20 protein-coding genes are annotated in these 23,854 nt (G+C 70.6%); 15 read left to right on the plus strand and 5 right to left on the minus strand.

Annotated features, from left to right (window positions below):
- Nucleotides 1-212: 212 nt before the first annotated feature.
- The 3 genes from PV734_RS09130 to PV734_RS09140 all read left to right on the plus strand — a co-directional run bounded on the left by PV734_RS09130 (nucleotide 213) and on the right by PV734_RS09140 (nucleotide 5,676).
- On the plus strand, nucleotides 213-2,546 hold the full coding sequence (locus PV734_RS09130) for a GH92 family glycosyl hydrolase (RefSeq protein WP_319289223.1): 2,334 nt from the start codon (nucleotides 213-215) through the stop codon (nucleotides 2,544-2,546).
- Nucleotides 2,547-2,694: 148 nt separating this feature from the next.
- On the plus strand, nucleotides 2,695-4,041 hold the full coding sequence (locus PV734_RS09135; protein WP_319091051.1) for a wax ester/triacylglycerol synthase family O-acyltransferase: 1,347 nt from the start codon (nucleotides 2,695-2,697) through the stop codon (nucleotides 4,039-4,041).
- A gap of 114 nt (nucleotides 4,042-4,155) precedes the next feature.
- Nucleotides 4,156-5,676, plus strand: coding sequence for an SDR family NAD(P)-dependent oxidoreductase (locus PV734_RS09140; protein ID WP_319091050.1), 1,521 nt, complete (start codon nucleotides 4,156-4,158; stop codon nucleotides 5,674-5,676).
- Nucleotides 5,677-5,762: 86 nt separating this feature from the next.
- Here the strand turns inward: PV734_RS09140 and PV734_RS09145 are convergent, their stop codons facing one another.
- Nucleotides 5,763-6,563, minus strand: coding sequence for an SDR family oxidoreductase (locus tag PV734_RS09145; protein WP_319091049.1), 801 nt, complete (start codon nucleotides 6,561-6,563; stop codon nucleotides 5,763-5,765).
- 55 nt (nucleotides 6,564-6,618) lie between these two features.
- Nucleotides 6,619-7,077: a hypothetical protein gene (locus PV734_RS09150; RefSeq protein ID WP_319091048.1), complete on the minus strand. Its 459-nt coding sequence runs from the start codon at nucleotides 7,075-7,077 to the stop codon at nucleotides 6,619-6,621.
- A 438-nt stretch (nucleotides 7,078-7,515) separates the two neighbouring features.
- On the opposite strand from PV734_RS09150, the gene PV734_RS09155 reads away from it, so the two are divergent.
- Together PV734_RS09155 and PV734_RS09160 are read left to right on the plus strand one after the other, a co-directional pair.
- Nucleotides 7,516-7,689, plus strand: coding sequence for a hypothetical protein (locus PV734_RS09155; protein ID WP_319091046.1), 174 nt, complete (start codon nucleotides 7,516-7,518; stop codon nucleotides 7,687-7,689).
- 57 nt (nucleotides 7,690-7,746) lie between these two features.
- Nucleotides 7,747-8,244: an N-acetyltransferase gene (locus PV734_RS09160; protein ID WP_319289224.1), complete on the plus strand. Its 498-nt coding sequence runs from the start codon at nucleotides 7,747-7,749 to the stop codon at nucleotides 8,242-8,244.
- A gap of 37 nt (nucleotides 8,245-8,281) precedes the next feature.
- Here the strand turns inward: PV734_RS09160 and PV734_RS09165 are convergent, their stop codons facing one another.
- On the minus strand, nucleotides 8,282-9,625 hold the full coding sequence (locus PV734_RS09165) for an amidase (RefSeq protein WP_319091044.1): 1,344 nt from the start codon (nucleotides 9,623-9,625) through the stop codon (nucleotides 8,282-8,284).
- Nucleotides 9,626-9,886: 261 nt separating this feature from the next.
- Here PV734_RS09165 and PV734_RS09170 point away from each other — a divergent pair, with 261 nt between their 5' ends.
- Entirely contained in the window at nucleotides 9,887-11,737 is a 1,851-nt protein-coding gene (locus PV734_RS09170) for a family 20 glycosylhydrolase (protein WP_319289225.1), read from the plus strand.
- Between the two features lie 19 nt (nucleotides 11,738-11,756).
- Nucleotides 11,757-13,316 carry an alpha-L-fucosidase gene (locus tag PV734_RS09175; protein WP_319289226.1) on the plus strand — a complete coding sequence of 520 codons (1,560 nt, stop codon included), beginning with the start codon at nucleotides 11,757-11,759 and terminating at the stop codon, nucleotides 13,314-13,316.
- 104 nt (nucleotides 13,317-13,420) lie between these two features.
- Here PV734_RS09175 and PV734_RS09180 read toward each other — a convergent pair whose 3' ends face one another.
- Entirely contained in the window at nucleotides 13,421-14,158 is a 738-nt protein-coding gene (locus PV734_RS09180) for a FadR/GntR family transcriptional regulator (protein ID WP_319091041.1), read from the minus strand.
- Between the two features lie 165 nt (nucleotides 14,159-14,323).
- Here PV734_RS09180 and PV734_RS09185 point away from each other — a divergent pair, with 165 nt between their 5' ends.
- The 8 genes from PV734_RS09185 (at nucleotide 14,324) to PV734_RS09220 (ending at nucleotide 22,344) form a co-directional block, all read left to right on the plus strand.
- Nucleotides 14,324-15,406 carry a sugar ABC transporter substrate-binding protein gene (locus tag PV734_RS09185; RefSeq protein WP_319289227.1) on the plus strand — a complete coding sequence of 361 codons (1,083 nt, stop codon included), beginning with the start codon at nucleotides 14,324-14,326 and terminating at the stop codon, nucleotides 15,404-15,406.
- Nucleotides 15,403-16,929, plus strand: coding sequence for a sugar ABC transporter ATP-binding protein (locus PV734_RS09190; protein WP_319091039.1), 1,527 nt, complete (start codon nucleotides 15,403-15,405; stop codon nucleotides 16,927-16,929). Before PV734_RS09185 ends, PV734_RS09190 begins: the two co-directional genes overlap by 4 nt.
- The gene (locus PV734_RS09195; RefSeq protein WP_319091038.1) at nucleotides 16,922-17,947 is read left to right on the plus strand and encodes an ABC transporter permease; all 1,026 of its coding nucleotides are present in this window, start codon (nucleotides 16,922-16,924) and stop codon (nucleotides 17,945-17,947) included. The genes PV734_RS09190 and PV734_RS09195 overlap by 8 nt, the downstream gene beginning before the upstream one ends.
- 28 nt (nucleotides 17,948-17,975) lie before the next feature.
- Nucleotides 17,976-19,316 (plus strand): L-fuconate dehydratase, encoded by a 1,341-nt coding sequence (locus tag PV734_RS09200; protein ID WP_319289228.1) that lies wholly within the window; start codon nucleotides 17,976-17,978, stop codon nucleotides 19,314-19,316.
- Entirely contained in the window at nucleotides 19,313-20,068 is a 756-nt protein-coding gene (locus PV734_RS09205) for an SDR family oxidoreductase (protein ID WP_319091036.1), read from the plus strand. The genes PV734_RS09200 and PV734_RS09205 overlap by 4 nt, the downstream gene beginning before the upstream one ends.
- A 148-nt stretch (nucleotides 20,069-20,216) precedes the next feature.
- Nucleotides 20,217-21,200, plus strand: a complete 984-nt coding sequence (locus PV734_RS09210) for an aldo/keto reductase (protein ID WP_319091327.1) — start codon at nucleotides 20,217-20,219, stop codon at nucleotides 21,198-21,200.
- Nucleotides 21,197-21,511, plus strand: coding sequence for an L-rhamnose mutarotase (locus PV734_RS09215; RefSeq protein ID WP_319091035.1), 315 nt, complete (start codon nucleotides 21,197-21,199; stop codon nucleotides 21,509-21,511). The genes PV734_RS09210 and PV734_RS09215 overlap by 4 nt, the downstream gene beginning before the upstream one ends.
- Nucleotides 21,508-22,344: an amidohydrolase family protein gene (locus PV734_RS09220; protein WP_319289229.1), complete on the plus strand. Its 837-nt coding sequence runs from the start codon at nucleotides 21,508-21,510 to the stop codon at nucleotides 22,342-22,344. The genes PV734_RS09215 and PV734_RS09220 overlap by 4 nt, the downstream gene beginning before the upstream one ends.
- Here PV734_RS09220 and PV734_RS09225 read toward each other — a convergent pair.
- On the minus strand, nucleotides 22,332-23,753 hold the full coding sequence (locus PV734_RS09225; RefSeq protein WP_319289230.1) for a lipase maturation factor family protein: 1,422 nt from the start codon (nucleotides 23,751-23,753) through the stop codon (nucleotides 22,332-22,334). The two genes, PV734_RS09220 and PV734_RS09225, sit on opposite strands and share 13 nt — an antisense overlap.
- Between the last annotated feature and the right edge of the window lie 101 nt (nucleotides 23,754-23,854).

Consider the following 23,854-nt stretch of genomic DNA (forward strand, 5'->3'; position numbering starts at 1 on the left):
TGAGCCCGTGCTCACCGGGGCCGACGGCGTGTCCGGGGTTCGGCGCGGTGGGCCGAACGGGCTGTTGCCGTACGGCCCCGAGGTGACCGTGCGCGGTGCGGCGTGGATCGGGGCGGCCGACGAGGAACGGATCCGGGACACGGTCCCGGGTGCCCCCGTGGGCACGCCCCGGCATCCGACCCGACCCCACGGAGGTCTTTCCTGTGAGATGGATGCTGCGCACCGCCGGGGCGGTGACGGCCACCGCCCTGTTCGCGGGCGTGCTCGCCGCCCCGGCCGCCCAAGCCCGTGACGAGCGGCTCACCGACCTCGTCAACCCGTTCATCGGCACGGAGAACGAGGGCAACACCTTCCCCGGCGCGACCGTGCCCTTCGGGATGGTGCAGCTCTCGCCGGACACCGGGCACAAGACCGGCTACCGCTACTCCCAGACCCGTATCCGGGGCTTCTCCCTCGTCCACCTCTCCGGTGTCGGCTGCCGGATCGGCGGCGACCTGCCCGTCCTGCCCACCACCGGCGACATCACGAGCACCGACTACGCGACCTACGCCACCGAGTACACCCACGACGGCGAGTCGGCGAGCCCCGGCTACTACCGGGTCGGCCTGAAGTCGGGCATCGACGCCGAGCTGACGGCGACCGCCCGCACCGGCGTCCAGCGCTACACCTTCCCGGCGACCACGCGGGCCAACGTGCTGCTCAACGCGGGCCAGTCGCTGCACACGAAGGTGGCGAACCGGGTCGAGATCCTCGACGACAGGACCGTGCGCACGACGATCACCGGCTCCGGTTTCTGCCGGGGCACCAAGCCGTACACCGTCCACACGGTCACTCGCTTCGACCGGCCCTTCACCGCGTACGGCACCTGGGACGGCACCACGGTCTCCGACGGCTCCCGGACCGGGGGCGACGGCGCCTACGTCCGCTTCGACACGACGGACGGGGACCGCACCGTCGAGGCGACCACCGCCCTGTCGTACGTCGACGCGGAGGGCGCGGCCGGCAACCTGCGCGCCGAGGGCGGACGCCCGTTCGACGAGGTGCGGGAAGCGGCCCGGGACGCCTGGGAGGCACGCCTCGACGACGTGGGTGTGACCGGCGGCTCGGACACGCTGCGCCGGACCTTCTACTCGTCCCTCTACCGCAGCTTCCTCGCCCCCAACACCGGCAGCGACGCCGACGGCCGCTACACCGGCTGGGACCTGAAGACCCACCGCGCCCGGGACTTCACGTACTACCAGAACTGGTCCCTGTGGGACACCTACCGCACCCAGGCCCAGCTCCTGTCGCTGCTCGCGCCGCGCGAGGCCCGGGACATGGCGCTCTCGGTGCTGAAGATCGACGAGGAGGGCGGCTGGCTGCCCAAGTGGGGTTACGGCACGGTCGAGACGAACATCATGACCGGCGACCCGGTCACCCCTTTCCTCACCCACGCCTACCAGCAGGGGCTGCTGCACGGCCACGAGGAGCGGGCCTACCGTGCCCTGCGGAAGAACGCCGACGGCGTGCCGCCCGCCGCCCTGCCCATGCTCGGGCGTGAGGCGAACCAGGAGTACGTCGAGAACGGCTTCGCGCCCTATCTCAAAGGGCGCCCGCGTACCAAGCTCGGCGACTCGGACTACCACTGGGGCGCGTCCGTCACCCTCGAATACGCCCTGTCCGACGCGATGCTGGCGCGGATGGCACGCGAGCTGGGCCACGAGGCCGACGCCGACCGCTACGCGGCCCGGGCGCAGAGCTACCGTCACGTCTTCGACACCTCGACGGGCTTCTTCCGGCCCCGGGACGGCTCGGGCGCCTTCGCGGGCGACCCCGATCCGGCGAAGGGCGAGGGGTTCCACGAGGGCACGGCGTGGCAGTACCAGTGGCTGGTTCCGCAGGACCTGCCGGGCCTGGTGGACCTGCTCGGCGGCAGACAGGCGGCCAACGAGCGGCTCGACGCCTTCTTCGCCTACGACCGGCTGACGGCGGACCCGGCCGGGACGGCCCGCGAGGTGTGGGTGAACGGCCCGTACGCCTACTACAACGCGGACAAGTACAACCCGCAGAACGAGGTCGACCTCACCGCCCCGTACACCTACCTCTCCACCGGCCAGCCCTGGAAGACGACCGAGGTCGTGCACGCGGCGCTGACCCTCTACACGGACGGCCCGACCGGGATGACCGGCAACGACGACATGGGCACGATGTCCGCCTGGCACGTCCTGTCCGCGATCGGGATCTTCCCGGTGCAGCCCGGCTACGACACCTGGGGCCTGTCCACTCCCGTCTTCGACCGGGTCGACCTCACCCTCGACCCCGCCTACTACCCGCTCGGCGCCCTCACGGTGACAGCTCCGGGTACGTCGGACAGCCGACGGTACGTCCAGTCGGTGGCCGTCGACGGCTCCTCGTACAGCCGTACGTATGTGACGAGCGGGATCCTGAAGGGCGCCCGCTCGCTCGACTTCACGGTCGGCCCGAAGCCGTCCGGGTGGGGTACCGGCGCGGATGCGGCGCCGCCGGCCCTGGAGCAGCCGCCCCCGCTGCCCCTGAGAACCCCGTGAGTCACCCGTGTCCCGCCGCTTCCGTGGCGGCGGGACGTAACGCGTTGTTAACTGAGCGTAGCTTGATCGTACTTGACCGTAATCGCCCGCAAGAGATTGACTGGCGGTTGACTGCTGACTCACCCGTCGTCGACGCGAGAGCGATCCCTTGACCTCTGAGACCTCGGACCTGCTCGCCCCCCTCGACCTGGCGTTCTGGAACATCGACTCCGATCTGCACCCCATGCACCTGGGCGCCCTCGGTGTCTTCTCGGCCCACTCACCCACCGCCGGGGCCCACGCGGCCGATCTGCTCGCCGCCCGCGCCGTCGCCGTACCCGGACTGCGTATGCGCATCCGGGACGTCTGGCGGCCCCTGCTCCCGCTGGCCTTCGGGGGCGCCACCCGCGAGACGGCGCCGGACTTCGACCCGCTAGACCACGTCCGGCTGCACGCCCCGACGTCCGACTTCCACGCCGAGTCCGGACGCCTCATGGAACGCTCGCTCGAACGCGGCCGACCGCCCTGGGAAGCCCATGTGCTGCCCGCCGAGGACGGTGAGTCCTTCGCCGTGCTGTTCAAGTTCCACCACGCCCTGGCCGACGGTCTGCGCGCCCTGACCCTCGCCGCCGGCGTCATGGATCCCCTCGACCTGCCGGGGCCCCGACCGCGCCCCGAACAGCCCGCCGCCGGCCTCTTCCCGGACGTGCGGAAACTGCCCGGCCTGGTGCGCGGCGCCTTCTCCGACGTGGGCCGCGCCCTGGACATCGGCGCCTCCGTCGCCCGCTCCGGCCTGGGCACCCTGAACACCCGCTCGTCCGCCGCGCTCGTCGCCGAACCGACCGGCACCCGCCGCACCGCCGGAGTCGCCGTCGACCTCGACGACGTCCACCGGGTGCGCAAGACCGTCGGCGGCACCGTGAACGACGTACTCATCGCCGTCGTCGCGGGAGCCCTGCGCCGCTGGCTCGACGAGCGCGGCGACGGGAGCGAGGGAGTCGCCCCGCGCGCGCTCATCCCCGTCTCCAAACGGCGTCCACGCACCGCCCACCCGCAGGGCAACCGTCTCTCCGGGTACCTGATGCGGCTGCCCGTCGACGATCCGGACCCGCTGGGGCGCCTCGACTCCGTACGCCGGGCCATGGACCGGAACAAGGACGCCGGCCCCGGGCGGGGAGCAGGCGCGGTCGCCCTGCTCGCCGACCATGTGCCGCCGCTCGGCCACCGGCTCGGCGGACCGCTGGTCAAGCAGGCCGCCCGGCTCTGGTTCGACATCCTCGTCACCAGCGTGCCGCTGCCCAGCCTCGGCCTCAGGCTCGGCGGCAATCCGCTCACCGAGGTCTACCCCTTCGCCCCGCTCGCCCAGGGCCAGTCACTGGCGGTCGCCATCTCCACCTACCGGGGACAGGTCCACTTCGGGCTCGTCGCGGACGCGGAAGCCGTCCCGGACCTCGACCGGCTCACCGCCGCGCTGGCCGCCGAGGTGGAGACACTGGTCGCCGCCTGCACCCTGTGACCCGCATCATGATCGTCGCGGGTTTGGTGACTGGGCCCGGGCTTCCGTAAAATCGCCTGTTCGAGAGTCGGCGCGTCCGAGCGCCGCGAGGGTGACCCAGGGAACGGCAGCGCGATGACGGTGACAGAGGACGGCCCGACGGCCGTGGACGGCATGGGCGACGTGGCCGGCGTGGTCGACGTCTCCCACGGTCCCGGCATCGACCCCGAGCGGATGGCCGTCTGCCTCAGCGTGCTCGAGGAACTCGACAAGCTGGACGTCGACCACCCCGACGCCATCGCCGTGCGCCGCGCCACCGCCGGTGTCTACCGCACGGTCAAGCAGCGCCGCCGCCAGGAGCGCCGGGCCTCCAAGACCGCCCACGACAAGGCGGTCACCGAGTCCACGGCGACCGGCTCCGCCCAGCGCATCGACGACGAGACCGAGGGCATCCTGCCGTCGTCCGTGACCGTTGAGGGGCAGATCGCGGGGATACTCCAGCGCCCCCGTTCCTGCTACACCTGCAAGACCCGCTACGTCGAGGTCGACTACTTCTACCACCAGCTCTGCCAGAACTGCGCCGCCGAGAACCGCTCCCGCCGCGACGCCCGCACCGACCTCACCGGCAAGCGCGCGCTGCTCACCGGCGGCCGGGCCAAGATCGGTATGTACATCGCGCTGCGGCTGCTGCGTGACGGTGCGCACACCACGATCACCACGCGCTTCCCCAAGGACGCCATCCGACGCTTCAAGGCCATGGACGACTCCGCGGACTGGCTGCACCGCCTGGAGGTCGTCGGCACCGACCTGCGTGACCCCGCGCAGGTCGTGGCCCTGGCCGACCGGATCGCCGAACAGGGCCCGCTCGACATCCTCATCAACAACGCGACCCAGACGGTACGCCGGCTGCCCTCCGCGTACGCCGCGCTGGTCGAGGCGGAGAGCGCTCCGCTGCCCGCCGGTGAACTGCCCGCCCACCACGTCATCGGCGCCTTCAACTCCGGCGCGGTCGACGGACTGACCGCGCTCCCCGTCGGCATCAGCGGCCTCGACGCGCAGAAGGTCGCCGATCTCGCCCTGGTCGCGGGCAACGCCAGCGTCGCCCGGCACCTCGACGGCACGGCCATCGACGCGGGCGGTCTCGTGCCCGACGTCGTCGACACCAACACCTGGGTGCAGACCATCGAGCAGATCTCCCCGGTGGAACTCCTCGAAACCCAGCTGTGCAACTACACGGCGCCGTTCATCCTGATCAGCAAGCTGCGGCCGGCGATGTCCGGGGCGGCGCGCGCGGCGGTCAGCAAGCGCTCGTACGTCGTCAACGTGTCCGCGATGGAGGGCGTGTTCGGCCGCGGCTACAAGGGCGCGGGCCATCCGAACACGAACGCCGCGAAGGCCGCCATGAACATGGTGACGCGGACCAGTGCGCAGGAGATGTTCGAGGCGGACGGGATCCTGATGACCTCGGTCGACACGGGGTGGATCACCGACGAGCGTCCGCACTACGACAAGCTGCGCCTGGCCGACGAGGGGTTTCATGCGCCGCTCGACCTGGTGGACGGGGCGGCGCGGGTATACGACCCGATCGTGCGGGGTGAGGCGGGGGAGGATCTGTACGGGGTCTTCATGAAGGACTACGCGCCCGGTAAGTGGTAGGCGGGCGTTATCAGTGCGCCTGCCGGTCGGTGGGGGCTGGTCGCGCCCGCGCGGCGGAGCCGGATATCGACACAGCCCCGCGCCCCTTAGGTGGGTCTGTGTAGTCGTAGGTTTTCATGAACCCTGTATGGCGTTGCCGGTTGTGCTGGGCTTACCCGCGTTCCGCCGTCCACCAGTAGGTCTGTTCCCGTTATCCATTCCGCGGCGTCCGATGCCAGCCAGAGGACCGCTCGGGCGATGTCCTCGGGTTCGCCGATTCGGCCCAGGGGGAGGGCGGCGGCGATGGTGTTCTCGTCGTGCTCCCACACGAAGCGGGCCATCTCCGTGCGGACGAGGCCGGGGGAGACCGAGTTGACCCGTACCTTCGGGGCCAGTTCGCCCGCCAGCTGCTGGGTGAGGTGCAGAAGTGCTGCCTTGCTGGTGCCGTACGCGCCGATGTTGGGGCCGACATGCGTGGCGCCCTCCGTGCAGATGTTGACGACCGTGCCGCCGTGTTCGCGCATCCACGCCCGCCACGCGCACTGCGTCAGCCGCAGGGGGGCCTCGACGTTGACCGTGAACGCCGCACGCCAGGTGTCGGGGTCGGCGTCCATGAGCGGGCCGTAGGGCTGGTTGGTCGCCGCGTTGTTCACGACGATGTCGAGCCGCCCGAACGCGTCGAGTGTGAACTCGGTCAACGCCGACAGGTGTGCCGGGTCGGCGACACTGCCCGCCAGCCCGACCCCGCCGAGTTCCTCGGCGGCCCGCCGCACCCCGTCCGCGTCACGGGCCGTCACACACACCCGCACCCCCGCCCGCGTCAGCGCCTCGGCGACGGCCAGCCCGATCCCGCGCGTGCCCCCGGTGACCAGGGCGACCCGCCCTTCGAGTCCGTACGGCGACGTCATCCGCGTACCGTCTCATGACGAGCCGTCAGCCAACAGCCCCTGGACCCCAGGGGGTTCAGTCGACGGCGCCCAGCCGGGAGTGCTGCTCCGCGACCAGCTCCAGCAGTGTGCGCCAGTCCTCCAGGACGCCCGCGTCGAAGCCCGGGACCCGGCCGGCCTCGTCCGCCTGGCGCAGGGCGAGCGTGTCGGCTTCCGTGCGCGGGTCCAGGTCCGAGGCGTGCGGGCTGTCGTGTACGAGGCGGGCTACCCGTTCGCCGAGCAGGTGCCGGACGGCGTCGGCCGCGAACCGGGCGTGCCGGGTGGGGGCGCCGGGTACGAGGAGCCGGCCGATGACATGGACCAGGCCCGCCACCTGAAGTTCCTTGTCAGCGGGGCGACTTCGGCGCAACAGGGCAGCCGTCTGGAGGGCGTGCTGGTGCAGGTCGACCGGACCGGCGGTGCCGCCGTCGTGCTCCGGGGTGCCCCGGCAGGCGTGCAGCAGATCCATCAGTTCCTCGACGCCGCGCAGCTCCATACGTCAGTCCTCCCGAGTTCCGTCGCGGGACCAGCCGTTGCCGTCGGCAGCAGACCATGGCCGACTTGCGCGCGGGCCAACGGGAGCTGAACTGCCGGACCTGGCGCGGCAAGGGCCTGCCCGGATGCGTCCACTGGGCCGTACGGGTGATGCGCAAAACGCTCCCAACGTTACAAACAACCGCAGATTATGGCTGAATGAACACTGAGCGACTTGAGTTCTTTACTCCTTGTTTTCACCCCATCGAGCGGGCGCCCGCTCATTTGGTTAATACTGGAGCGGACGGGCAGCACGACTGGGTTCCACCCACACCCACGGTCCGTTACCGGCGCCACCGCGTCCTGACTGCTTTTGAACCAGACCCGAGTGGATGTGGAGCGGCCGGCATCAGACTGGTCCCGAAGTCCCGAGGGTGACCCGACACATAAGGAGTGCGCGGTGACACCGGAGAAGACGAATCTCGAACAAGGCCCTGAGGAACGCACGGCGGCCCCCGAGGACCGGAGCGACCGGCTCGGCAGCCTCGACGTGTGGGCCAGGTCGGCCCCGATCCGCCTGGCGGGCTACGAGGACGACCTCGCCGAGCCCCACATCCTGCCCAGCGTCGACTGACGCCCCGACAGGACCTGCAGAGATCGCCGTCAGCATGGGCGTGCCAGACTCGCGCCCATGCTGAGCACTGAGATCAGGCGGGCCACGGCCGACGACTGGCCACGGATCTGGCCGTTCTGGCACCGCGTCGTCGCCGCCGCCGAGACCTACACCTGGGACCCGGACACCTCCGAGGAAACGGCCCGCGCTCTGTGGACGAGCCCGGCCAAGCAGGTGTACGTCGCCGAGGACGGTGCCGGAGCCGTCGTGGGATCCGCGTTCCTCACCCCCAACTACGCCGGCCCCGCCGCCCACATCGCCAACGCCGGCTTCATGGTCGACCCCGACTGCGGCGGCCGTGGCGTCGGCCGCGCCCTCGCCGAACACGTCCTGAGCGAGGCCGAGGCTCACGGCTACCGGGGCATGGTCTTCAACGCCGTCGTGGAGACCAACCCCGCGGTCAAGCTGTGGACCTCGCTCGGTTTCACGATCCTGGGCACCGTGCCGGACGCGTTCGACCATCCCCGCCACGGTCCGGTGGGCCTGCACATCATGTACAAGGCCCTCGGCGACTGAGCGGCTCCAACGCCACGAGGCGGCCTTCCCGCGGTTTCTAGGCGAGCGGCGCCGTCCGCCGCCAGGGGTGCAGCTCCTCCAACTGCTGGGCCACGTCGAGGAGTACGGCCTCCGAGCCCGGGCGGCCCACCAGCTGTACGGAGCAGGGCGCGCCCGAGGGCAGGGTGCCGAACGGTACGGCCATCGCCGGCCAGCCCGTCAGGTTCCACGGGGGCGTCATCGGAGAGTAGTTGGTGTTGGCGAGGACGTTGCGCAGCCAGCCCCGCTCGTGCCAGGCCGACGCGGTGGGCGAGCGCCGGGCGAGTGCCGGGGTGAGCAGCACGTCGTGCTCGGCGAAGAACGGCTCCAGGCGCCGACGGAGCTGTTCCTTGTGCTGCCCCCGCTCGACGTATCCGACGAACCGGCGCCCGATGGCCGCGTGGACCCGGGTGCGCCGGCTCAGTCCGCTCCGGTCGAAGCCCTCCGCGTCCCGTGCCGTGCCCGCCGTCCAGTGGGTGAACGAGGTCACGCCGATGGACAGCGGGTAGGGCGGGTCGGCGGGCCGCACCTCGTGACCGGCGCTGTCCAGCAGCGCGGCGGCCTCACGCGCGGCCGACGTGAACGGCCTGCCGATGGTGACACCGGCGATGGGGCTGCGGACGGAAAGGGCGATCCTGCGGCCGGCGTGCGCGTCCGACCGTACGAACTCCGTGTCCGCGAGGACCGACAGCATCAGGCGGGCGTCCTCGACCGTCGTCGCCAGCGGGCCGTTCTCCGACATGCCGAACCAGTCGCCGTTGCCGATGCCCGCCGGGACGACCCCGAGGCCCGGCTTGATGGTGACGGCACCGCAGTTGGCGGCGGGGATCCGCAGCGAGCCCATACCGTCGTTGCCCAGGGCGATCGGCACCATCCCGGCCCCGACCGCCGCGGCGCTGCCGCCCGAGGAACCCCCCGCCGTGCGGGTGGTGTCCCAGGGGTTGCGGGCCGTGCCGAGCGGGCCCTCCGTGGTGCCCCAGATGCACAGCTCGGGCACGTTGGTGACACCGACGACGATCGCGCCCGCCGCGCGGAGCCGGGCCACGGTGATGTGGTCCTGGTCGGCGGGGGTGTCCGGCGTCGCAGGGGAGCCGTGCCGCGTCGACTCGCCACGCACGCCCAGGTTGTCCTTCACCGCGATGGGCACGCCCGCGAGCGGGAGGTCCGCCAGGTCCGCGCGGCCCGCCACCTCGTCCGCCTCGGCGAGTGCCTCCTGGGCCCGCAGTCGGCGGAACGCACCGACACGGGCATCCAGCAGTTCGATGCGCGCGAGATGCTCGGCCACGACTTCGCGCGGTGAGACGCGCTTCTCGCGTACGGCGGCGGCGATCTCGACGGCGGTACGGCCGACCCAGCTGGTCACGGGGGCTCCTCGGGGTGGATACGACACATCGTGCTACGCGTGCGGCGATGAGGCTACTCGTGAGTACAGGGGGCGTCGAGTGTCGTCGAGCTTGGACATTCGGTCCGGGTCTCTTGGACTTTTCTGGCGTGGGGGCCGTCGGCTTCCGTCATGGAGCCGCTGGTCATCCGATCACTCGCCCAACTGTCATGGCTTCGGGTCCCATTGACAGCCTTTGGGGTGCGCTCAATCATCACACCTCCGATGAATGGGAGCTTCCAGATGAGTAGGTATCCAAGAGGTCGGCTTCTGGGTGTGCTGGTGGCCCTCCTGCTGATGGCCGCCCCGGTCCCGGCCGTCGCGCGCACCGGGACGGCGAGCGTCCCCGTCACCGTGCCGGCCCTCGCGAACTGGACGCCGGAGCAGGGGAGTTACGAATACGTCGCTGCTGCCCGACTGGTCGCCAACACCGCCCCCGAACGAAGGATCGCCGACACCCTCGCCGACGATCTGCGGGCGGCGGGCCACGGCACCGTACCCGTGGTGAGCGGCGGTGCGCGTACCGGTGACATCGTTATCGACGTGGCCCCGGGGCGGACCGCGCTGGGCGCCGAGGGATACGAACTCCGGGCGGGTGCACGGCTGTCGGTGACCGGCGCGACCGAGAGCGGCGCCTTCTACGGCACCCGCACCCTGCTCCAGCTCCTCGCCCAGGGCGACCGGATCCCCGCCGGACGCACGGTCGACGTGCCCCGGTACGCCGAACGGGGCGTCGGCGTGTGCGCCTGCTACATCCACATCTCGACGGGGTGGCTGGAGAACCTCGTACGCGACATGGCGTACCACAAGCTCGACCAGCTGCTCCTGGAACTCAAGGTGAAGAGCGACACCCACCCCGAGGCCAACACCTGGGGCTACTACACCAAGGACGAGATACGGCGACTCGTCGCCCTCGGCGACAAGTACCACGTGGAGATCATTCCGGAGATCAACTCCCCGGGTCACATGGACCCCTGGATCGAGAACCGCCCCGATCTCCAGCTCACCGACTCCGACGGCGACAAACAGACCAGCAGGCTCGACATCACCCAGCCGGCCGCCTTCGACTACTACACGAGCCTGATCGACGAGTACGCCCAGGTGTTCACCGGTGGCTCCTGGCACATGGGCGCCGACGAGTACATGCTCGGCTCCGACTTCGCCAAGTACCCGCAGATGCTGCGCTACGCCCGGGAGAGGTTCGGGGCCGATGCCACGCCCCAGGACGCCTTCATCGACTTCGTCAACCGTGTCCGGGCCCACCTGGCCGCCAAGGGCAGGAAGCTGCGTATCTGGAACGACGGGCTCACCGGCGCCAACACCGTGCCGGTGACCGCCGGCACCACGGTCGAGCACTGGCTGGACGTGGCCGTGAAACCGAGCCGACTCCGCGCCCAGGGCTACCCGTTGATGAACGCGGCCTACGCCCTGTATCTCGTCCGGGGTGGCTTCCACAGTGACACCAAGGGCCTGTACGACCAGAGTTGGGACCCGCGCAGCTTCGAGGGCGAGAAGCTCGCCACCAGCGAGGGCATCACCGGCGCGAAGATCAGCCTCTGGCCGGACAACGGACGCGGCGAGACCGAGAACGAGGTCGCCGTCGACACCGGCCCGGCGCTGCGGCAACTCGCGCAGGCCACCTGGGGCGATCCGCATCCCGACGCCACGTACGCCCGGTTCACCGCGCGGGGGACGGCCGTCGGGCACGCACCCGGTTGGCGGGACCTGACCCGGGTGCCGGTCACGGACGGGACGTACTCGTTGACATCGGCAGGTGCCGCGCCCCTCACCGTGGACGTGCGGCGCACAACAGACGGATACGTCACCCTGCGCACCGGCGACGGCTGCCTGGAGGTTCGCGGCGGAAAGCTCACCCTCAACACCCCGCTCCAGCCCGGCGTCGAGCTCACCGCGCAGACCTGCGATGCCGGAAACACCCTGCAGCGCTGGGAGTTGGAGCCGTCCGCAGGGGGCTACCGGCTCGTCAACGCGATCACACGTATGGCGGCGCACGTGACCGACGACGCTCGCCTCGTGCAGTACCCGCCGGACCAACGCCCGCCCGCTGTCTGGTACTTGACCACCGTTCGCTGATCCGAGGAGTCCGTTCCCCATGACAGTCTCCAGACGTCTCTTCGTCACGGCAGCCGCCGCGATCGTCGCCTCCCAGGGCACCTCACCCGCCCTGGCAGCCCCACGCCGGGCCCCGGCTCCCTTCGCGGAGGAACCGGCCTTCCGTATCCCCGTCGGCCCCACCGACTCCGCCGAGGTCCTTGTCCGCAAGGCATCCCAAGTGCGGCCCACCGCGCGGCAGATCGCCTGGCAGCGGCTGGAGCGGACCGCGTTCCTGCACTTCGGCGTCAACACCTTCACCGGCCTCGAATGGGGCACGGGCGACGAGGACCCGGACGTCTTCCAGCCGACCGGCCTCGACACCGACCAGTGGGCCCGGGCCCTGCGCGACGGCGGCTTCAAGCTCGCCATCCTCACCGTCAAGCACCACGACGGCTTCGTCCTCTACCCATCCCGGTACACCAACCACTCGGTGGCATCGAGCAGTTGGAGTGGCGGCCGGGGCGACGTACTGCGCTCGTTCGCCGACTCCATGCGGCGGTACGGGCTGAAGGTCGGTGTGTACATCTCCCCGGCCGACGAGAACCAGTATCTGCACGGCGTCTACGCCAACGGCAGTGCGCGCACCGAGCACACCATTCCGACGCCGGTCGGGAACGACGACCGCCCGGACGGCCCGGTGTTCACCCTCCCCGCCACCGACTACGGCGCCCATATGCTCGACCAGCTCTACGAGGTCCTCACCGAGTACGGGCCCGTCGACGAGGTCTGGTTCGACGGCGCCCAGGGGCGCATCCCGCCGGACAAGGTCGAGAGGTACGACTGGGACAGCTGGTACAGCCTCGTCCGCGCCCTCGCCCCGGACGCCACGATCGCCGTCTCCGGCCCCGATGTCCGCTGGGTCGGCAACGAGGGCGGGCTGGCCCGCGAGAACGAGTGGAGCGTCGTACCGGTCACCGAGAAGGACTACGGCAAGACCGACTTCGCCCTCTCCTACGACGCGGCGGACATGGGCGGCCGGGAGGCGCTCGTCGCGGCTCGTGGGGTGGCCGACCACGTCCAGTGGTGGCCCGCCGAGTGCGATGTGTCGATCCGGGACGGCTGGTTCTATCACGCCGACCAACAGCCCAAGTCGGTCGACCAGTTGACCGAGATCTACTTCGGATCGGTCGGCCGCAACGCCGTACTTCTCCTCAACGTCCCGCCGGACACGGACGGCCGCCTCGCCGCCTCCGACGTCACCCGGCTGAGGGAGTTCCGGGAGCGTGTCGACCGGGAACTGCCGGCCGACCTGACGCTCGGGGCCCAGGTGACACGGAGTCCGGGGACCGTCACCGTCGACCTCGGCAGGGAGCGGGAGGTGGACCGGGTTCGGCTCGCGGAGGACATCCGGCATGGACAGCAGGTCGAGGACTTCGTCGTCGAGGCGTTCGCCGGGGGCCGCTGGACCCGGGTGGCGGGAGCGGGCACCGTCGGCGCGAGCCGGATCCTGCCGCTGACGGCACCGGTCCGGGCCCGGCGGTGGCGGGTTCGGGTGACCCGGTCACGCGCGGAGGTGTGGATCGCGGAGTTCGGGCTGTACAGGTCCGCGACGGGCTGACGCTCGTGGCGGGGCGCCCCACGCCCCCTGCGAGGGGCGCGGGCCGTATCGATCTGCGGCTCCGCCGAGGGGCGCGAGCAGCCCCCGCCGGGCCCGCGGACGAATCACGGCCTCCCCAGCGGAACGTCAGGCTGGCCCCGCAGCCACTGCTCCACCTCGCCCACGTGCGCCGCCGCTGCCGCTCGGGCCGCCTCCGGGTCGCGGGCGACGAGCGCACGGTGGATCGCCGCGTGCTCACGCCGCGTGCGTGTGAACGCGCCCTCCTCCTGGTAGGCGCGCCAGACACGGGCCCGGAAGGTACGGGAGGAGAGGCCCTCCAGGATCGCCGCCATGCTTTCGTTGCCTGCCGCGGCGGTGATGGCGCGATGGAAGGCCAGGTCGTGGGCGAGGATCTCCTCCGGATCGTCGGTGGCGTTCATCGCCGTGAGGTGTTTCTCCACCTCCGTGAGCTGGTCCGGGGTGATCCGTGCGGCGGCCAGCGCGGTCGCCGTCGACTCCAGGATGCGCCGGACCTCCAGCAGCTCGGCCAGCCGCGGGCCCCGTGAGAGATCCGCGACCACGCCGAAGGTCTCCAGCAGATCGCCGGCCTCCAGCTGGGTCACGTAGATGCCCGAGCCGTGCCGGGCCTCCAGGACGCCCATCACCGTGAGCGCCCGGATCGCCTCCCGCATCGAGCTGCGCGAGATGCCCAGCCGGACGGCGAGATCACGCTCGGTGGGCAGCCGCTCGCCGGGCTCCAGGCGGCCCTCGCCGATCATCGCCTTTATCTGCTCGATGGCGCGCTGCGTCACGGAGCCCTTCTGCGGGGCGGCCTCTGTGCTGACGGCCGGGATCTGGTCCACGCCGTGTCCTCCTGTCGCCGGGTGCCGCCGCAGTCTAACCAGCAGGTTGGTCGGACCACTACTGGCCGAATCGAGGAAAATTTGGCCCTGTGGGGTGTTCTAACCTGGAAGTGGTCTGATAAATATGCGGCATCCGCTCGATCACGCTCAACGAGGAGCTGTCAGATGTTCGACAGAACAGTGGGTAATCCGAAGAGGCGACGCACGACGCGAGGCGTCGGCGCGGTGGCCGTGGCCGCCTGCGCCGGTCTGGTGCTCAGCGCCTGCGGCAGCACCAAGGACAGCGTCGCCTCGGGCGGCGACAGCGGTGACGGGACCGGCAAGGTCGGGGTGATCCTGCCGCTGCTGACGTCGCCGTTCTGGCAGGCGTACAACGACTACGTGCCGAAGATGGCCAAGGCCGAGGGCGTCGACACGCTGAAGACCGTCAACTCCAACAGCGACCCCGCGCAGCAGATCACCGACATCAACAACCAGCTCAACCAGGGTGTGAAGGGCCTGGTGGTCGCGCCTCTCGACAGCGCCGCCATCGAGGCGGGGCTCGACCAGGCCGAACGCAAGGGCGTGCCCGTCGTGGCCGTCGACGTGGCGCCCGAGAAGGGCAAGGTCGCCATGGTCGTACGCGCCAACAACGTCGTGTACGGCGAGCAGGCCTGCGAGTACCTCGGCAAGCACATCACCTCGGGCAAGGTCGTCCAGATCATGGGCGATCTCGCGTCGGTCAACGGCCGTGACCGGTCGGAGGCGTTCCGGGCCTGCGTGAAGGCGAAGTTCCCGAAGCTCAAGGTGCTGGAGATCCCGGCCAAGTGGGAGTCGGACACGGCCGCCTCCAAGCTCGACACACTGCTCAACGCCAACCCGGACCTCAAGGGCATCTACATGCAGGCCGGCGGTGTCTATCTGGCGCCCACGCTCCAGACCCTGAAGTCCAAGGGGATGCTGAAGAAGACGGGCCAGGCGGGGCATATCGCGATCGTGTCGAACGACGGCATCCCGCAGGAGTTCGACGCCATCCGCAAGGGTGAGATCGACGCGACCGTCTCGCAGCCCGCGGACCTCTACGCCAAGTACGGCATGTTCTACATCAAGGCCGCGATGGAGGGAAAGACCTTCGAGCCGGGCCCGACCGACCACGGTTCCACGATCGTCAAGCTGCCCAGCGGCATCCTGGAGGACCAGCTGCCCGCGCCCCTGGTCACCAAGGACAACGTCGACGACACCGCGCTCTGGGGCAACACGGTCGGATGAACAGCCAGCCACGGGGCAACCCGGACACCAGCGCCGTACCGCTCGTCGAGGCGCGCGACATCACCAAGCGGTACGGCCCCACCACCGCACTCCAGGACGGCCGGCTGACCGTCCTGCCGGGTGAGTCGCACGCCCTCGTCGGCCGCAACGGTGCCGGAAAGTCCACCCTGGTCACCATCCTCACCGGCCTCCAGGCGCCCGACGAGGGCACGGTCAGCTTCGACGGCCGGCCCGCGCCCCCGCTCGCCGACCGCGACGCCTGGCGCTCCAAGGTGGCCTGCGTCTACCAGAAGCCCACTGTCGTACCCGAGTTGACGGTCGCCGAGAACCTCTTCATCAACCGTCAGCCCACCGGTCGTGGCGGAGCCATCAGCTGGCGGCGACTGCGTACCGAGGCCGCAGAAATCCTCGACACCTGGGACGTCCACGTCGACCCGGAGGCCCGCACCGCCGACCTCAAGGTCGAGGACCGTCAAATGGTGGAGATCGCGCGGGCGTTGAGCATCGGCGCCCGGTTCATCGTCCTCGACGAACCGACCGCCCAGCTCGACAGCCGGGAGATCGACCGGCTCTTCACCCGGATGCGAGCACTCCAGGACTCCGGCATCACCTTCCTGTTCATCTCGCACCACCTCCAGGAGGTGTACGAGGTGTGCCAGACGGTGACCGTCCTGCGCGACGCCCGCTGGATCACCACCGCACCCGTCGCCGACCTTCCGCGCCGGGCCCTGGTGGAGGCCATGGCCGGCGAGTCGATCGCCGAACAGGCCTTCACCCCGCAGGGGGTCGAGCCCGGGGCGCCGGTGCTGCTGGCAGCCGAGGGGCTCACCTCACCGGCGTACGAGAACATCGACCTGACCGTGCGCCGAGGTGAGGTCGTCGGGCTCGCCGGCTCCAGCGCCAGCGGCAAGATCGAGCTGGCCGAGTCGTTCGCCGGACTGCGCACACCCACCAGTGGCAGCGCCCGACTCGACGGCGGACTCCTGCCGTTCGGCGATGTGCAGGCCGCGCTGACGGCGGGCGTCGCCTGTGTGCCGCGTGACCGGCACGAACAGGGACTGGTCTCCGGCATGACCGTCGGCGACAACGCCACCATGAGCGTCCTGCGCCGCCTGGGCCGGTACGGCTTCGTCTCCGAGGCCCGCAAACGCGGATTCTCCGCCGCCCTCATCGACCGACTCGACATCCACACCGAAGGCCCCGACCAGCCGGTGTCCGACCTGTCCGGCGGCAACGCGCAGAAGGTCGTCATGGCCCGCGCGCTCGCCTCCGACCCCAAGCTGCTCGTCCTGATCAACCCCACCGCGGGCGTCGACGTGAAGTCCAAGGAGTCCCTCCTCGCCCGCATGGACAGCGCCAGCGAGGACGGCACCGCGGTCCTGGTCGTCTCCGACGAACTCGACGACCTGCGCCGCTGCGACCGCGTCCTCGTCCTCTTCCACGGCCGCGTCGTCGCCGAACATCAGGCGGGCTGGCGCGACCACGAGCTGATCGCCTCCATCGAAGGAGTGGACCATGGCTGACACGAAGGCCCCGCCGGTGAAGTCGGCGTATGTGCCCGACGTGCGGTCGGCAAGAGCCGTGCTGTTGCGAAGGGCACGCGAACTCGCCCTGGTTCCGGCGCTGTTGCTGCTGCTGGTGCTCGGCGCCGTACTCAACGACTCCTTCTTCACCGAAGCCACCCTGATCTCCATCCTGGCCTCGTCCGCCGCGCTGGCCATGGTGGTGCTGGCCGAGTCACTGGTGCTCATCACCGGCAAGTTCGACCTGTCGCTCGAATCGATGGTCGGCATCGCGCCGGCGGTGGCGGCGCTCCTGGTGCTGCCGCCGGCCCAGTCCGGCTGGGGCACCGAACTCCCTGCGGGAGTAGCCCTGTTGGCCATCCCTCTGGTGGGCGCGGTCATCGGTGCCTTCAACGGATTCCTCGTGGTGAAGGTGAAACTCAACGCCTTCATCGTCACCCTCGCCATGCTGATCGTCCTGCGCGGACTCCTCGTCGGGGCCACCAAGGGCAAGACGCTGTTCGGCATGCCGGACGCGTTCTTCTCGCTGGCCACCACCACTTTCCTGCACATCCCGCTGTCGGTGTGGCTCGCCGCCGCGGCGTTCGCCGTCGCCGGGCTGGTGCTCAAGTACCACCGGGTCGGCCGGTCGCTGTACGCGATCGGCGGCAACCTGGAGGCGGCGCGCGCCGCGGGCATCCGGGTGGACCGGGTCCGGCTGGGGGTCTACGTCGTCGCCGGTGTCCTCGCCTCGGTCGGTGGACTCATGTACACCGGCTACGTCGGCGCGATCGGCGCCAACCAGGGCGAGAACATGATCTTCACCGTGTTCGCCGCCGCCGTTATCGGAGGCATCAGCCTCGACGGCGGCCGGGGCACCATGTTCGGGGCCCTGACCGGCGTTCTCCTGCTGGGCGTGGTCAAGACGCTGCTCACCATGGCCCAGGTGCCCTCCTTCTGGATCGACGCCATCTACGGCGGAATCATCCTGCTCGCGCTCGTGATCGCCCGTCTCACCACCGGCCGCGCGCAGGACTGACCTCCTGCCCCCAACCGAAAGGCACTCCGTGTCCCCGACCCTCGCCCGCGTCACCGCGGTCGACACCTACGACATCCGGTTCCCCACCTCGCGGGAGCTCGACGGCTCCGACGCGATGAACCCGGACCCCGACTACTCGGCGGCCTACGTCGTGCTGCGTACCGACGACGCCGACGGGCACGAGGGGCACGGGTTCACCTTCACCATCGGGCGGGGCAACGAGGTCCAGGTCGCCGCGATCGACGCACTGCGCGGTCATGTGATCGGCCGGTCCGTCGACGAGCTGTGCGCGGACCCGGGCACCCTGAACCGCGACCTGATCGGCGACAGCCAGCTGCGCTGGCTCGGACCCGAGAAGGGCGTGATGCACATGGCGATCGGCGCCGTCGTCAACGCCGTGTGGGATCTCGCCGCGAAACGGGCCGGCCGGCCCCTGTGGCGGCTGCTCGCCGAGGCCGAACCCGAGTGGCTCGTCCGGCAGATCGACTTCCGCTACCTCACCGACGCGCTCACCCCCGAGGAAGCCCTCGACCTGCTGCGCCGGGGCCGGGAGGGCGCCGCCGAACGCACGGCCGAGCTGCTGGCGACGGGATTCCCCGCCTACACCACCTCCGCCGGCTGGCTCGGCTACGACGACGAGAAGCTCACCCGGCTCGCCGCCGAGGCCGTCGCCGACGGCTTCACGCAGATCAAGCTCAAGGTCGGATCGGACCTTGAGGACGACATGCGCCGCTGCCGGGTCGCCCGCGGCGTCATCGGCCCCGACATCCGCATGGCGATCGACGCCAACCAGCGCTGGGACGTCGACGAGGCGATCCGCTGGACGAAGGCGCTCGCCGAGTTCGACCCCTACTGGATCGAGGAGCCCACCAGCCCCGACGACATCCTCGGCCACGCCACGATCCGCCGGGCCGTCGCACCCGTCAAGGTCGCCACCGGCGAACACGTCCAGAACCGCGTCGTCTTCAAGCAGCTCCTCCAGGCCGACGCCCTCGACATCGTGCAGATCGACGCGGCCCGCGTCGGCGGCGTCAACGAGAACCTCGCCATCCTGCTGCTCGCCGCCAAGTTCGGCGTCCCCGTCTGCCCGCACGCGGGCGGCGTCGGCCTGTGCGAACTCGTTCAGCACCTGTCGATGTTCGACTACGTCGCCCTCGCCGGCACGACCGAGAACCGGGTCATCGAGTACGTCGATCATCTGCACGGCCACTTCCTCGACCCCGTGGTGATCAGGCAAGGTCATTACCTGGCACCGTCCGCGCCCGGCTTCTCCGCGACCATGCGGCCCGAGTCCGTCGCGGAGTACACGTTCCCCGGCGGCAGCTTCTGGGCCGCCGACCTGGCGAAGGAGAAGGGGCAGGCCGCATGACCGACTTCGAGGGTCTCAAGGCGCTGGTCACGGGCGGCGCGTCCGGCATCGGCCGGGCCACCGCGGAGCTGCTGGCGGCGCGCGGCGCCCAGGTCGCCGTCCTCGACCTGGACCCGTCGTCGGTCGAGGAACCGCTGCTGGGACACAAGGCGGACGTCACCGACGACACGTCGGTGCGGGAGGCGGTCGCCGCGGCCGTGGCCGGTCTCGGCGGCCTCGACATCGTCGTCAACAACGCCGGCATCGGCGCCCAGGGCACCGTCGAGGACAACGACGACGAGGAATGGCACCACGTCTTCGACGTCAACGTGCTCGGCATGGTCCGTGTCGCCCGCGCCGCGCTGCCGCACCTGCGGAACTCGGCGCACGCCGCCATAGTGAACACCTGCTCGATCGCGGCCACGGCCGGCCTGCCGCAGCGCGCCCTGTACAGCGCCACCAAGGGCGCTGTGTACTCGCTGACTTTGGCCATGGCCGCCGATCACGTGCGTGAGGGGGTGCGCGTGAACTGCGTCAACCCCGGGACGGTCGACACTCCTTGGGTCGGCCGCCTCCTCGACGCGGCCCCCGACTCCGCCGCCGAACGCGCCGCGCTGGAGGCCCGTCAGCCCACCGGCCGCCTGGTCTCGGCAGCCGAAGTCGCGGGCGCCATCGCCTACCTGGCAAGCCCCCTGTCCGGCGCCACCACCGGGACGGCAATCGCCGTCGACGGCGGTATGCAGGGCCTGCGGCTGCGCCCGGCGGGCCGGTGACCGCATGTCCCGGGGGACAACTCCCGTACCCCCGACAGAACTTCCGGTCAGCGGGAGCGACCGGCGAGGACAACATGAGGGAATCCGAGTGAACACGCCGAACAGCACGTCAGGGAGCGCCCCCGGGGCCGCACCCGCGCCCATGCCGGTGCGCACGCTCGGCCGCAGCGGCGTCGAGGTCACCGGCCTGGCCTTCGGCGCCGCCGCCATCGGCAACCTCTTCACCGAGGTCACCGAGGAACAGGCGCACGACGCCGTGTCCGCCGCCTGGGACGCGGGCATCCGCTACTTCGACACCGCGCCGCACTACGGCATCGGCCTCTCCGAACGCCGCCTCGGCGCGGCCCTGCGCGAGCACCCGCGCTCGGCGTACACCCTCTCCACCAAGGTCGGCCGACGTCTGGAGCCCGCCGGGACCCCGGCCGGCGACGACCTCGCCAACGGCTTCGCGGTCCCCGCCACCCACACCCGGGTCTGGGACTTCAGCGCCGACGGCGTGCGCCGCACCCTGGAGGCGAGTCTGGAGCGGCTGGGCGTCGACCACGTCGACGTCGTCTACCTCCACGACCCCGACGACCACGCCGAGGAGGCCTTCCGCGAGGCCTATCCGGCGCTGGAGAAACTCCGCTCGGAAGGCGTCGTGCGCGCCATCGGCGCGGGCATGAACCAGACCGAGATGCTCACCCGCTTCGTCCGGGACACGGACGTCGACGTGGTCCTGTGCGCCGGCCGCTACACGCTCCTCGACCGGAGCGCGCTCACCGAACTCCTGCCCGCCGCGGTCGAGCGCGGTAGGTCCGTGGTGATCGGCGGCGCCTTCAACTCCGGTCTGCTGGCGGACCCCAGGCCCGGGGCGACCTACAACTACGAGACAGTGTCAGGTGAGTTGCTGGACCGTGCCCTGCGCATGAAGGCCGTCGCCGACCGCCACGGCATCACCCTGCGCGCCGCCGCGCTCGCCTTCTGCGCGGCCCACCCGGCCGTCGCCGGTGTCCTCGTCGGCACCCGTTCCGCCGCCGAAGTCCGCGACTGCGCCGAGCAGTTCACCGTGTCCGTGCCCCAGGCCTTCTGGCAGGAGCTCAACGACACCGGCCTGCTGTCCGCCGCCGAGCCGTCCCAGGAGCCGTCATGAGAGTCGCCCTGCACACCAGGGTCCGTGCCGACCGCGTCACCGAGTACGACGCCGCCCACCGTGAGGTGCCGGTCGAGCTGACCGACGCCATCCGCGCCGCCGGTGCCTCCTCCTGGACGATCTGGCGCAGCGGCACCGACCTCTTCCACGTCCTGGAGTGCGAGGACTACGGCCGCCTCCTCGCCGAGTTGGAGAAACTGCCGGTCAACGTGGCCTGGCAGGCACGGATGGCCGAACTCCTCGACGTGGTGCACGACTACTCCACCGAGGGCGCGGAGTCGGGACTGCCGGTCGTCTGGGAGCTGCCGTGACCCTTGTCGACGCGCACCACCATGTGTGGGATCTGTCGGTCCGGGACCAGGACTGGATCGCCGCGGACAGCTCACTGCGTCGGGACTTCACCATGGAGGACCTCGTGCCGCGGGCCCGCGTGGCCGGAGTCGGCCGTACGATCCTCGTCCAGACGGTCACCGTGCCCGAGGAGACCCCGGAGTTCCTGACACTCGCGGCGCGGTACGAGCCGATCGCGGGCGTCGTCGGCTGGACCGACCTGACGCGCGTCGACATCGCCGATGAGCTGGCCAGGCTGCGTGAACTCCCCGGCGGCGAGTACCTGAAGGGGATCCGCCACCAGGTTCAGGGCGAGCCGGATCCGGAGTGGCTGCTGCGCCCCGACGTACGCCGGGGTCTCGTCGCCGTCGCCGAGGCGGACCTGGTGTATGACCTGATCGTTCTCCCGCACCAGTTGCCCGCATGCGTCGAGGCGGTCAGGTCGCTACCGCAACTCACCTTCGTCCTGGACCACTTGGGGAAGCCGCCGATCGCCTCCGGCGCGCTCGAACCCTGGGCCTCGGTCGTCCGCTCCCTGGCCGCCCTGCCCAACGCGGTGGGGAAACTCTCCGGCCTGGTCACCGAGGCGGATCACGCCTCCTGGACGACCGAGGACGTGCGGCCGTACGCCGACACGGCTCTGGAGGCGTTCGGCCCCGGCCGGCTGATGTTCGGCTCGGACTGGCCGGTGTGCACGCTCGCCGCTTCCTACGACCAAGTGCTGTCCCTGGCCGAGGAGTTGACCGCCTCCCTCGACACGGACGAACGCGAGCAGGTCTTCGCGGGCACCGCGACCCGCGTCTACGGCCTCTGAACCGGCCCGGCCAGCCGCGTCGGCGGCATGAACTCCCGTACGTACACCCGCTCCCAGTACGCACCCGTCGCCCGCCGCTCCCGCCCGGTCGTGAACCGGTACCGGAAGAGGCGGGCGCGGACATGGCGCGGGGGCGCGTCCGGGAACGGGGAGCGGCGCAGCAGCCGGAGCGTGTCGGGGTCGTTCTCCAGGAGCCGCTCGACCAACGCGCCGAACCATGAACCGGCGTACGCGGGCGACAGCGCGGCGAACCACATCATCCAGTCGAGCCGCAGATGGTAGGGCGCGAACTGGCGTGGCCGTCGCCCTGGTTCACCCGGCTTGCCCTTGAACTCGTATTCCAGCCAGCCGGAGTCCTCGCGCGGGACGTCGTCGGCCGTGCCCTCGACGATCACCTCGTACCGGATGCGGCTGACGCTGCCGAAGGCGCCGTAACTGTTGACCAGATGGAACGGGTCGAAGGAGCGGTTCATGACCTGCCGGCGCGACAGCATGTTGCGGACCGGACGCCCGCTGAGGGACACCAGTGCCGTCGCGACGGCCAGGACCACGATCTCGTACCAGAGCGGCGTGTCCGGAACGGGCGCCGGCGCCGTGGCCGGGAGACGCACCGCCGACAGCGCCAGCACGATCGTGAGCCAGTTCAGCCAGGCGAAATTGCCCGACAGGACCAGCCACAACTGGGTGACAGCCATCAGGGACGCGGCGGCCGTCGCCACCGGCTGCGGGGTGAACAGCAGCACCGGGACGACGAGTTGGGTGAGATGGTTGGCGGCCGTCTCGACCCGGTGCAGCGGCCTCGGAAGACGGTGGAAGTACCGGCTCAGCGGCCCCGGCATGGGCTGTGTCTCATGGTGGAAGTCGAGGCAGGTCAGTTTCCGCCAGCACGCGTCGCCGCGCATCTTGATCAGACCGGCGCCGAACTCGACGCGGAACAGGATCCAGCGCAGCAGGAACAGCACGACGACCGGCGGCGCGACCTCGTCGTTGCCCAGGAAGACGGCGACGAAGCCGGTCTCCAGGAGCAGTGACTCCCAGCCGAAGCCGTACCAGGTCTGACCGACGTTGACGATCGACAGGTACATCGCCCATGGCAGCAGCCACAGCAACATCCCGCCCCACAGGGGAAGTCGCCCGTCCAGTCCCGCGAGCAGCGCGACCGACAGCGCGCAGCCCGTCCAGGACCAGCAGGCGAAGAAGCGGTCGGAGTAGTGGAGTTGGAACACGCTCGGTGCCTGTCCGAAAGGCAGGCGGGCGACCAGCCGGGGGACCGGCAGCATGCCCCGCTCGCCGATGAGCGCCCGGAACTGGAGAGCCGCGCCCAGGAACGCGACGAGGTAGACGCAGGCCAGGCCGCGCTGGAACAGCAGACGGCTCAGCCAGTAGTCGGGTGCGGTGAACCACTCCATGCTCCAGTCCGCCTCTCCCTCTCTCTCCCTTTCTCCTTCTCCATTGTGACGCCGGGTGACCTTCTCGGCTTGCGTGCGCCGAGTGGGCGACGCAGACAATG

This window comes from Streptomyces sp. AK08-02, assembly GCF_033795085.1.
Taxonomy (GTDB): domain Bacteria; phylum Actinomycetota; class Actinomycetes; order Streptomycetales; family Streptomycetaceae; genus Streptomyces; species Streptomyces echiniscabiei.